The organism is Azonexus sp. (assembly GCF_030824335.1).
Taxonomy (GTDB): Bacteria; Pseudomonadota; Gammaproteobacteria; order Burkholderiales; family Rhodocyclaceae; genus Azonexus.
Genome location: NZ_JAVBXX010000041.1, coordinates 1 through 11,878, shown reverse-complemented (window position 1 = coordinate 11,878; position 11,878 = coordinate 1). Strand labels below are relative to the sequence as shown.

Annotated in this window: 10 protein-coding genes; 8 read left to right on the top strand and 2 right to left on the bottom strand. The window is 59.5% G+C overall.

The annotated features are described in order from the left end of the window. On the top strand, positions 1–246 hold a 246-nt coding region (locus tag RCI20_RS16555), incomplete at its 5' end, for a hypothetical protein (protein WP_306607471.1). A gap of 5 nt (positions 247–251) precedes the next feature. On the opposite strand, the gene greB is transcribed toward RCI20_RS16555, so the two are convergent. Beyond that, complete coding sequence (greB, locus tag RCI20_RS16550) at positions 252–809, bottom strand: transcription elongation factor GreB (protein WP_306607469.1); 558 nt, start codon at positions 807–809, stop codon at positions 252–254. Continuing rightward, positions 809–1,117: a hypothetical protein gene (locus tag RCI20_RS16545; RefSeq protein ID WP_306607467.1), complete on the bottom strand. Its 309-nt coding sequence runs from the start codon at positions 1,115–1,117 to the stop codon at positions 809–811. The genes greB and RCI20_RS16545 overlap by 1 nt, the downstream gene beginning before the upstream one ends. Position 1,118: 1 nt before the next feature. On the opposite strand from RCI20_RS16545, the gene RCI20_RS16540 reads away from it, so the two are divergent. The 7 genes from RCI20_RS16540 to cobN form a co-directional block, all read left to right on the top strand. Continuing rightward, the gene (locus RCI20_RS16540; RefSeq protein WP_306607465.1) at positions 1,119–1,421 is read left to right on the top strand and encodes a YdcH family protein; all 303 of its coding nucleotides are present in this window, start codon (positions 1,119–1,121) and stop codon (positions 1,419–1,421) included. A gap of 18 nt (positions 1,422–1,439) precedes the next feature. After that, positions 1,440–1,766: a hypothetical protein gene (locus RCI20_RS16535; protein ID WP_306607463.1), complete on the top strand. Its 327-nt coding sequence runs from the start codon at positions 1,440–1,442 to the stop codon at positions 1,764–1,766. Positions 1,767–1,793: 27 nt separating this feature from the next. Then, positions 1,794–2,840 (top strand): aldo/keto reductase, encoded by a 1,047-nt coding sequence (locus RCI20_RS16530; protein ID WP_306607461.1) that lies wholly within the window; start codon positions 1,794–1,796, stop codon positions 2,838–2,840. Beyond that, positions 2,837–3,643: a ferritin-like domain-containing protein gene (locus RCI20_RS16525; protein ID WP_306607459.1), complete on the top strand. Its 807-nt coding sequence runs from the start codon at positions 2,837–2,839 to the stop codon at positions 3,641–3,643. Before RCI20_RS16530 ends, RCI20_RS16525 begins: the two co-directional genes overlap by 4 nt. A 202-nt stretch (positions 3,644–3,845) precedes the next feature. Then, entirely contained in the window at positions 3,846–5,672 is a 1,827-nt protein-coding gene (locus RCI20_RS16520) for a DEAD/DEAH box helicase (protein ID WP_306607457.1), read from the top strand. Between the two features lie 188 nt (positions 5,673–5,860). Further along, the gene (locus tag RCI20_RS16515) at positions 5,861–8,104 is read left to right on the top strand and encodes a TonB-dependent hemoglobin/transferrin/lactoferrin family receptor (RefSeq protein ID WP_306607455.1); all 2,244 of its coding nucleotides are present in this window, start codon (positions 5,861–5,863) and stop codon (positions 8,102–8,104) included. A gap of 65 nt (positions 8,105–8,169) precedes the next feature. Beyond that, the coding region (gene cobN / locus RCI20_RS16510) for a cobaltochelatase subunit CobN (protein ID WP_306607453.1) at positions 8,170–11,878 on the top strand (3,709 nt) is incomplete at its 3' end.

Genomic DNA, 11,878 nt, shown 5'->3' with positions numbered 1-11,878 from the left:
CCACACTTATCGGTTGTCCAAACTGTTAAAGAACATTTCCCGCCGCGCCGTTTCGTTTCTTGCGATTCGTCTGCAGCAGAGAAGCGAGATTATGTAACACTTACTCACTTCCGTCAAGCACTTCAGCAAAATATTTTCTACCGAACCACCTGCTTTACTTCCTCCCCCGCTTCGCCTGAAACCCCGGCGCCGCAAGGAAGGTGCGCATTCTACCCATCACAAAAAACGCGTCAACCCCCTTTTTGAAAAAATTACTCAATCGCTTCGTAACGCACTTCAAGAATATCAATTTCCCGTACGCCAACCGGGCTGTGAAAACGAATACTGTCTCCTTCTCTTCCCTTGATCAGCGCTCGGGCCAGTGGCGATATCCAGCTAATTCGCCCCGAAGATGCATCGGCTTCGTCTACGCCGACGATGGTATAGGTGTGCTCCGTGCCATCCGGATCGCCAATGGTGACTGTCGCACCAAAGAACACCTGATCATTATTGCCTTGGCGCAAGGGATCAACGACTTCGGCAATATCCAGCCGCTTGCTCAGGAAGCGAATCCGGCGATCAATCTCACGCAGGCGGCGTTTGCCATATATATAGTCGCCATTTTCTGATCGATCACCATTGGATGCAGCCCAGGCGACAATTTCCACAACATGTGGCCGCTCCCGCTTGACCAGATGCTCGAATTCTTCTTTCAAGCGGGCATGTCCCGCCGGGGTGATGTAGTTTCGACTACCGGGAGGAATGTGCAACGCAGGCTGCACACCCTCTTCATCATCGCCATCGCTTTCGCGGACGAACGCCTTGTTCATCAATAACCGATGCTGTACTGCTCGACATCAACCCGAATCAGGTCGCGCCCCAGAATACTTGCGGTATTTTTGGCAAATTGCTCACCCCACGCCGGCTGGTCGCGAAAACGCCCCTCGCCGGCATATTTGGCAACGCTGAGTATCCTGTCGACTGCAAGAATTTTTCCCGTCGGGGTGGCAACGTCGCATTCAAGCGCGGTGAATTCCCGATCAAACCACTGACGAGCTTCGTCAGGTGCCCCGCTGCCGGCCAGCTTGTATTCGAATTCTGCGTCTTTGCCGAACGAGACGATTATGTGATGCTGCATTATGTTCTCCTCCTTTTCATGGTTCGGTTATTCTAAGCAAAACCATAGAAGCTGTCAGGAGCATCACCATGTCTGCCTTGCCATGTCCACCCGCCCGCTGAACGACGCCGAGATCAGCGACATTCGTTTTCAGTTAAACGAGTTGCAGGTGGAACACCGCGACCTTGATCAGGTAATTCTTCACCTGATAGAAATGCCACCGCCGGATGAGTTGCTGGTTCGCCGCCTGAAAAAGCGCAAACTACTCTTGAAAGATCGCATTCTCCAACTTGAACAAATGCTGATCCCGGATATTCCTGCCTGACTCGTTACATCTATATATATGGTGCACTTGCCGAATAACGCCTTTGGCGATCCCTTCGACGTTCACGTTCTGCCCCTTCCCCGCCCCGCCGATGGTTACGCCGTCCAGATGCTGGACACTGACACACTGCTTGACCGGCGCAGCGGAAACTTTCTGCCAGTACGTTCGCCGTTGCTCGATGGACTATTCGATACGTTCGAATCGGCAAGTGAGGCTGCGGCAAGCTGGGTGTGCGCGAATTGCCAGCCACCAGACGAACATCGCCTAAGCATCGTGCCAGCCAGTTTCGATCCACAACTTGAGCGCCATATCCTGATTTATGGCGTTTTGTGCGGTCGACCGTAATAAAACACCGTTTTTCGGAGATAAAACATGAGCCTCTTCAAACACCGGCCTCTGGGCCGGAACGAATTGATCGTTCCGGATATCTGCCTGGGCACCATGACCTTCGGCGAGCAAACCAGCGAAGCCGATGCACACGCCCAGCTTGACTACGCTCTTGAGCACGGCATCAACTTCATCGACACCGCCGAGATGTACGCAGTGCCCACGCGCGCCGAGACATCCGGCGCATCGGAAAGCATCGTCGGACGCTGGCTGCAGCAGAAAAGCCGGGAAAAGATCATTCTCGCTACCAAGGTTGCCGGACCGGCACGTAGCCTGGAATGGATTCGTGGGGGTCCGCACAGCCTTGATCGCGCCAACATTCGTGCGGCCATCGATGGTTCGCTCCAGCGTCTGCAGACCGACTACATCGATCTCTACCAACTGCACTGGCCGGAACGCAATCAGCCAATGTTCGGGCAATGGCAGTTCGATCCGGCAAAAGAGCGCGACTGCACAACGATCCGCGAACAACTCGAAACCCTCGCCGAACTGGTACGCGAAGGCAAGATTCGCCATATCGGGGTATCCAACGAGCACCCGTGGGGTGTCATGCAGTTCACGAAACTGGCTGACGAGCTCGGTCTGCCGCGTATTGTGTCGACCCAGAATGCCTACAACCTGCTCAATCGTACTTTTGAATACGGCCTGGCTGAAACCTGTTATCGCGAACAAGTTGGCTTACTCGCTTATTCGCCGCTCGCCTTTGGTCATTTAAGCGGCAAATACCTGCAAGACAGCAACGCCCCGGGACGCCTGACGCAATGGCCATTTTTTGGTCAACGCTACGCCAAACCCAACGTTCCCGCCGCCGTTCAAGCCTATGTCGACCTGGCCCGCAAGCATGCCTTGACGCCGACACAACTGGCACTCGGCTTTGTCCGCTCGCGCTGGTTCGTTGCCAGCACGATCATTGGCGCCTCTTCGCTGGCCCAACTGAAAGAAACCCTACCCGCTACGCTGACGCCGATGCATGCCGAATTGATCGACGCCATCGAAGCCATTCACCTGCAATACTCCAACCCGGCACCATGAGCGTTTTACCAGTCACCCCGCTATTCCCCCGCCTCGCCGAGGCACTGGCAACGACCGAAATCGAGGCAAAAATCACGTTGACCACTGCAATTGCGGCCGACTGGCAGGCCGGCCGTCTGGATTGGCAAGATGAGACGGCCGTCGAACTCGCCTGCGGTCGACCTGCCAAACCCGAACTGGTCGATCACCGCAATGTGCCACAGCGCAATCCGCGCTCGCCGGATGGTCGAGCCCGCCTGCTGCACGCCATCGTGCATATCGAGTTCACCGCCATCAACTTGGCCCTCGACCATGCGGCGCGCTTTCACGGCATGCCCAAGGCTTACTACGCCGACTGGATCGGCGTCGCCGCGGAGGAAGCCGAGCACTTCACGCTGCTGCGCCAGCGCCTGCAATCGCTAGGGCACGACTACGGCGACTTTCCGGCCCACGGCAGCCTGTGGGAAATGGCCGAAAAGACCGCCGATGATCCACTCGCCCGCATGGCATTGGTGCCCCGCCTGCTGGAAGCGCGCGGACTGGATGCCACACCGCCGATTCAACGCCGACTGGAAGAAGCCGGCGACCATGAAAGTGCCCGCGCCCTGGACATCATCCTGCGCGACGAAATCGGCCATGTCGGCCTAGGCGACCGCTGGTTCCGGACACTTTGCGAGCAACGCCAGCTCGAGCCGGAAAGTACCTACCGGGAACTTCTCGATCGCTTCAAAGCCCCCCGCCCACAAGCCCCGATGAATGAATCGGCACGCCTGCAAGCCGGGTTTAGCGCCAATGAACTGGCGGCCCTCGCAAAAAAAAGGTAGAATAATCAGTTCAATGCGTTGATGTTTCGCCCGCAGTAATTCCGAGCAGCCCCCGGATTTGAAGGTTCTTGTGCAGGATTCACCCCATTGATTTCTTCCCCGGCATGGCTGCGTCGGGGTCACCCAAGGCCGCCCGACCATCGGGCCTATCCGTCGCCGTGTTCCGAAAGAACGTCCGGGCGACGATGAAAGGAACAGCACCATGACGTCTACCGTCGACAGCTTTGCCGAACTCGGCTTGAGCGAAACACTCCTCAAGACCCTGAGCGAAATCGGTTACGAAACCCCCTCTCCCATCCAGGCCCAGTGCATCCCCGCCTTGCTCGAAGGTCACGACCTGATCGGCATGGCCCAGACCGGCACCGGCAAGACCGCAGCATTCGCCTTGCCGCTGATGGAACAAATCGACGTCAAGGTCGCCAAGCCGCAAGCCCTGATCCTGACGCCGACCCGTGAACTAGCCATCCAGGTTGCCGAAGCGCTGCAAAGCTACGCCAAAAACCTGCCTGGTTTTCATGTACTGCCGATCTACGGTGGCCAGAGCTACACCATCCAGTTGAAACAACTGTCGCGCGGCGCCCACGTCATCGTCGGCACGCCGGGTCGCGTCATGGACCACCTGGAGCGCAAGACGCTCAATCTCGACAGCCTGAAAACGCTGGTCCTCGACGAAGCCGACGAAATGCTGCGCATGGGCTTCATCGACGACGTCGAGTGGATTCTCGAACGCACGCCGGCCCAGCACCAGACCGCCCTGTTCTCGGCCACCATGCCGGAACAGATTCGCCGCGTCGCACAGAAATACCTGGTCAACCCGCGCGAAATCAAGATCAAGTCGGCAACTGCGACTGTTGCAGCGATCCGTCAGGTTTACTGGCAGGTTTCCGGCATGCACAAGCTGGATGCCCTGACCCGCATCCTGGAAGTCGAAGAAGATTTCGACGCCGCCATCATCTTCGTCCGCACCAAGACGGCGACCGTTGAACTGGCCGACAAGCTCAATGCTCGTGGCTACGCAGCCGCTGCGCTGAATGGCGACCTCAACCAGCAGATGCGCGAACGCGTGATTGAGCAGTTGAAATCTGGCGCCCTGGACATCGTCATCGCCACCGACGTCGCCGCCCGCGGCATCGACGTACCGCGCGTCAGCCACGTCGTGAACTACGACATCCCGTACGACACCGAAGCCTACGTTCACCGCATCGGCCGTACCGGCCGCGCCGGTCGTACCGGCAATGCCATCCTGTTCGTCGCTCCGCGTGAAATCCGCATGCTGCGCACCATCGAACGGGCTACCCGCTCGCCAATCGCCCCGCTGACCCTGCCCAGCCGTGCCGATGTAACCAACAAGCGCGTCACCGGTTTCAAGGACAAGGTTGCCGAAGTCCTGAATGCGGAAGGTCTCGATTTCTTCAGCAACATCGTTGCGCAGATTGCCGAAGAACAGAACGTCAGCGCCGAAGAAGTGGCCGCCGCACTGTGCAAGATGGCCCAGGAAGGCCGGCCACTGCAAGTTGTTGGCGAAGATCCGCCACCGGCCCGCGCCTTCGAGCGCGATGATCGCCGCCCGGCCGCCTTTGATCGTGATTCGCGCAAACCGCGTTCCGACGAGCGTGGCGAACGCGGTGACAAGCCGCGCTACGAAGATCGTCCGCGCCGTGAAGATCGCCCGGCCCGCCCGGCACCAGCCGGCGACATGGTGCGCTACCGCATCGATGTGGGTCGTGACAACGGCGTCGAAGTGCGCGACATCGTCGGCGCCATCGCCAACGAAGCCGGCATCGAAAGCCGTTTCATCGGCCGCATCGGTCTGTACGACGAATCGAGCACGGTCGAATTGCCGGCCGGCATGCCCGCCGAGGCCTCCAACGCCCTGAAACGCACCCGTATCCGCGGCGTGCCGATCAACCTGCGTCCGGACGAAGGTCGTCCGGCGGGCAGTTCCACCGGCGAACGCAAATTCGCTGGCGGCGGAGAACGCAAGTTTGACGGCGACCGCAGCAAGTTCAAGAAGAAGACTTTCGGCTAACGCCAAGCAACACGCTGTACACACAAAAAGCCACGGCATGGTCCGTGGCTTTTTTGTATTCGCTTTACGCTCAGCCTCAACTATGAAACAATAACAATTCTCGTTTAGTTAAATACACTTCAGCCAGCAACCCAGCAAAATGCCCGGTAGCCAGCCAGACAGAATCACTTTCTCGTTTGGAGGTTTCCATGCATATCTGCTCACGGTTCGTACTACGCACGATCCCACTGGCGCTCTTTTGCGCATATCCCACTCTGCCTGCGCTGGCAGCGGATACCACGCTCCAGGAAACAGTCGTTTCAGCCAGCCGCCGTGAGGCCAGGATCGACGATACGACTGCCACGGTCAGCAAACTGACCCGCGAACAGATGGATCGTCGCCCGGTACTCGATGAAGCCGACCTTTTTCGCGACGAACCCGACGTCGCGATGGGGCGCAATCTCGGACGTTTCGGTCCTACCCGGGTCAACATTCGCGGCATCGAAGACAACCGGGTCATCCAGATGGTCGACGGCTTCCGCCAGCCCGATTACTACAACGGTGGGGGCGCGACCAATTTCACGGTAAGTGCCGTACCAAGCGTCATGCCGGACTTTCTGCGCCAGGCCGAAGTAGTTCGCGGCCCGGCTTCCAGCCTGTATGGTTCGGATGCCCTTGGCGGTGTCGTTGGCTACATCACACTCAGCCCCGAAGATATCGCACCGGGTGAGAAAAAGAGCGGCCTGCGTTTGCGCGGCGCATGGTCCGATGCCAATGACGGGTTTTCCGGCAGCGTCATCGGTGCATTGAAAGGTGAACAAATCGACCTGTTGTTCGGCTACGCCCAAGGCAGGAGCGATGAAACGGAAAATCCCGGCAAGCTGGACATCACCGGCCCGACGCGCAGCAAAGCCAATCCGACACGCACCGATGATCGCGGTGCAATCGCCAAAATCGTCGTCCGGCCAAGCAGCGGCCACAAATTCACCGCCGCAGTCGAAGGCAGGGAACAGGATACGCAGACCGCCATCCGGCGGATTCCATCCTCCCTGCCACGCGTCAGCAGCATGCTGGGCGACGACACGGTCGATCGCCGCAGGGTCAGCCTGGAGTACGAACACACACCAAGCGGCATGTTCTACGACCGGATGATCCTGCGCGCCTTCAACCAGACCTCCGACACGCACAACCACAACCAGCAGATCCGCAGCAACACGACTGCCGGTTGCTCTGGCGTAAGCAGTGGGAGCAACACTTGCCTGCTCGAACAGGATTTCTATTTCGAACAGGAAAATACTGGATTCGGCGCGCAGTTCGAATCCGGGTTCCGGCTCGCCGGCAGTGAGCACCTGCTGACTTACGGCGTCGACCTGATGCGTCAGGAAGTTGCCACCAAGCGGGACGCCAACGTACGCAACCAGACAAGCAACACCACCAGCAAATCCCTGGCCGGCGAAAACTATCCCCTGCGCGACTTCGCGAATGGCCGCACCGAATCGGTCGGCCTGTTCGTCCAGGATGAAATCACGCTGCCGAACAGTCCGCTGAAACTCACCCCCGGACTGCGCTACGACCATACCCGCCTGAAACCGGAAGTGGATGCCTTGGCCCAGCAGGTACTTACGGTCAACAACCGCCAGGCAATCGAACAAAAGCACAGCGCCGTATCACCCAAACTGGGCGCCCTGTGGGAAATCAACCAAAACCTGGCCATGTTCGGTCAGATCGCCAGCGGCTTCCGCGCCCCCAACTACAGTGAAGTCAACGGGAACTTTCGCAATACCTCGCAAGGCTATGGCACAACACCGAATCCCGATCTGAATCCGGAAAAGAGCATCGGCGTCGAACTCGGCATTCGCGCCAAGGCGCAAGGCATGCGCGGCCAGTTTGCCGTCTTCGACAACCGCTACCGCGACTTCATCGAAACCGTGCGTCTGAGTTGTCCGTCCAGCGCGCTGTGCATCCCCGGCATCATTACCTATGCTTCAGTCAACCTGTCCAAGGTTCGGATTTACGGTGCGGAACTGCGCGGCAGCTGGGATATCAGCCCCAATTGGCGCATCGATGCTGCATTGGCCTATGCCCACGGCACCAACGAAGAAACCGGCCAGCCCCTGAACAGCGTCGAACCGATGCGCCTGAGCAGCGGCATTGCCTACGACACGGGCGTCTGGGGAGCCGAAGCACGCTGGCGCCTGGCGCAGGCCCAAAAGCGGGTGGACGAAACCGGTGGCCGCTGGTTCAAGCCAGCCGGTTATGGCGTGACCGACCTGTCGGTCTGGTTCCGGCCCAGCAAGGAAACCCGCATCGTTGCTTCGGTCAACAACCTGTTCGACAAGAAATACTGGTTGTGGAGCGATATCCGTCAGGCCGACTCGACCAATCCGCAAGGCGTGGATTTCTACGCCCAGCCGGGACGCAACTTCCGCATCTCGCTGCAAGCCGATTTCTGATGTCCTTGCTGGCGATCCAGCAAGGCGGATCGCCAGCCTCCCCCCCACCCAACAGCCAGGCCCCCATGACCCAGCTACGTCTTCTGCTTCTTGCCGCCAGCCTTCTCCTTTCCGCTGGGGCATCGGCCCAATCCATCCTTTTCATCGCCACCTCGCCGGTACCGCCGGGCAAATTCAAGGTGATCGCCGAAATTGCCCAAAAACACGGGTTGACCGTGGAATCGCATTTTGCCGAGCGCCTGCCAGCCGAAAAGCTCGATACCTTGTTCGACAATCGAGCCGTCATCATCTTCGATGCAGCCCGCAGCCACATGCAGGACGCGGTCAAGCGGCGTTTGCAAAAGCCGCTGGAAAAGCTGCAGACCCCGCACATCTGGATGCGCGACAACGGCCCGCTGGCCGAAGGCTTCAGTAAACTGCAGGCCGAACGCCTGCACGCTTATTACACCAATGGCGGCCGGACGAACTACGAAGGCTTTTTCGCCACTCTGGCGGCGCAACTGCGCGGTCAACCCACGCCGAAAATTGCCGCGCCTTTCATTTTTCCCGAAGCGGCGATCTATCACCCGAAAGCGCCCAACGCCGTATTCGCCACGCCAGCTGAGTACTTCCGCTGGCGCGGCATCGATCCCGACAAACGCCCCCCGACCGTCGCCATCGCCTTTCACCAGATTTACATCGGCGCCGAGCAAACCGTTTTCATCGACGAACTGATCCGCCGCATCGAAGCCGGCGGAGGACTGGCCCTGCCGTACTACGCTGGCGTCATCGGGCCGCACGAATCGATGCTGACGATCAACGGCAAAACCGTTGCCGACGCAGTGATCAGCACGCAGATCGTGCTCGATCCCGAAGGCCGGCGCAGCGAATTGGCCAAGCTCGGCATCCCGGTCCTCCAGGCACTGGCCTATCGCAAGGGCGATGGGGCTGCCTGGCAGGCCGATCCGCAGGGGCTGCAACTGATCGATGTGCCCTTCTACCTGTCGCAAGGCGAATACGCCGGCATCATCGACGCCATGATTACCAACGCGGCCGGCAAGGACGGTCAGGTCGAAGTGCTGGCCGAACAAACAGCAGCCATCGTCAACAAGGCGCTCAAGCTGATCCGCCTGCAACGCCTGGCAAATGCCGAGAAAAAAGTGGCGATGCTGTACTGGAACTATCCACCGGGCGAAAAGAATCTATCGGCCTCCTATCTCAACGTACCGCGCAGCATGGAAGCGATGCTCAAGGTGATGAAAGCTGCCGGTTACGACGTGCGGCCCGATGAAGAAATCACACTGATCAACAACCTGCAGCGCCTGCTCGCCCCGTTCTACCGGGACGGGCAATTACAGTCGCTGCTGCGTGACGGACTGGCCGAGTGCCTGCCGCTGAAGACCTATCGCAACTGGCTGGCGCAGCAACCGGCGACCGTCCGCGACGAGATGCAGGCGCGCTGGGGCAAACCGGAAAAATCGTCGATGCTCGTCGTCGAACGCGGCGAAGCATGCTTCGTCATGCCGCGCTACAGCGTCGGCAAGGTCATCTTCAGCCCGCAGGCACCGCGCGGCGAACGCTGGGAAGACAAGGAAAAAGCCCTCTACCACTCGTCGACCGCAGCACCGTCGCACTATTACATGGCGCATTACCTGTGGGTGCGTGAAGCCTTCAAGGCCGATGCCATCGTGCACTACGGCACGCACGGTTCGCAGGAATGGCTGCCCGGCAAGGAACGCGGTTTGAGCGTCAGCGACTACCCGCTGCTTGCCGTCGGCGATGTGCCGGTCATTTATCCTTACATCGTCGACAACATCGGCGAAGCCCTGCAGACCAAACGCCGTGGTCGTGCCGTCACGGTCAGCCACCAGACGCCGCCATTTGCCCCGGCCGGCCTGCACACGACCCTGACAGAAATCCACGACCTGCTGCACGCCTGGATCCAGCAGGACGACGGCAGCGTCAAGGAAAAAATTGCGGTCGACCTGATGAAAAAGGTCAAAAAGGAACATATCGACAAGGACATGGGTTGGGACGATGGGCGCATCGCTGCCGATTTCCGCCGTTTCATCGGCGAATTGCACGACCACCTGCACGAACTGGCGCAAACCGCCCAACCGCTCGGCCTGCACAGTCTGGGCACCCCGCCGCCGGAAAAATTCCGCCTCGGCACGGTGCTGCTGATGCTCGGCAAGCCCTATTGGGAAGCTGCCGCGCGGGCTGCCGGCGTAAAGGAAGACGATCTCGACGAAATCTTCATCGGCGATTACGCCCAGATGAGCGAAGCCGCCCCGTTCAAACTTTTCCGCGACTATCTGGCCGGCAAGCCGGTGAATGCGGATGGCCGTCTGGCCCAGCAACTCGAACAGGGACAGCGCTGGTACAACGATCTCGGTGCGGCAGCGGAAATGGAAGGTTTGCTTTCTGCTCTGGCCGGCCAACACCGGCCCACGTCCTATGGTGGCGACCCGATGAAAAACCCGGACGCCCTGCCCACCGGACGCAACCTGTATGGTTTCGACCCGTCACGCGTACCGACCAAGCAAGCCTGGGAAGCCGGCAAAGACGCGGCCGAAGCATTGATCGCTGCCCACCGGACAAAAACCGGCCGGACACCGAAAAAACTGGCATTCACGCTATGGTCGGTGGAAACCATGCGCCACCAAGGCTTGCTCGAAGCACAGGCGCTCTGGGCGATGGGCGTCGAACCGGTATGGGATGCCGGCGGCCGGGTCATCGACGTTAAGCTGGTACCGCGCGAGACACTGCAACGGCCCCGCGTCGATGTCGTGCTTTCGGCCACCGGGCTGTATCGCGACCACTTCCCGAATGCCATGAAACAACTGGCCAAAGCCGTTGAACTCGCCGCCCGCGCCAATGAATCCGACAATCCGCTGCACGCCAACAGCCAGGCCATTGCCGAACGCCTGATCAAGCAAGGCATCCCGGAAGCTGCCGCACGGAAAGCGGCGGAAACCCGCATTTTCTCCAACGCCTCCGGTCGCTACGGCACCGGTCTGGACGATGCTGCGCTGGCCACCGACACCTGGAAAAACAAGGCCGAAGGCGACAAGAAGCTGGCTGAACTTTACCTGCGCAACATGCAATACGCCTTCGGCACCGACGAGTCGTCCTGGGGTAGCAAGGGACTCGTCGGCAGCGACGGCAAGAGGCTGGAAGTCAATCTCTACGCCGAGCATCTGAAAGGCACCGAGGGGGCCGTGCTGTCACGCAGCTCCAACCTCTACGGCATGCTGACCACAGACGATCCTTTCCAGTACCTCGGCGGCATCGGCAGCGCCGTCCGCTACCTCGACGGCAAGGCACCGGAACTCTACATCTCCAACCTGCGGGGCGCTGGCAGCGGCAAGGTCGAAGGGGCCGACCAGTTCCTGGCCAAAGAACTGGCCACGCGCAATTTCCATCCCGGCTACATCAAAGGCCTGATGGCCGAAGGCTATGCCGGCACGCTGCAGGTACTCGATTCGATGAACAACTTCACCGGCTGGACCACGGTGGCCCGGGAAATCGTCCGGGACGATCAGTGGCAGGAATTCGTCGACGTCTATGTGCGCGACAAGCACCAGCTGGGCCTGAAGGACTGGTTCGAGAAAAACAACCCGCACGCGCTGGCGCAGACCATGGAAAAAATGCTGGAAATGGCCCGTCAGGGTTATTGGCAAGCCGATGCCAAAACAGTGGCCGAATTAAAGGAACGCTATCAGGAACTGGCGCGGCGCCATGACGTACGCAGCGACAACCAGGCATTCGAGAAATTTGTCGCCCCGGGCTTTG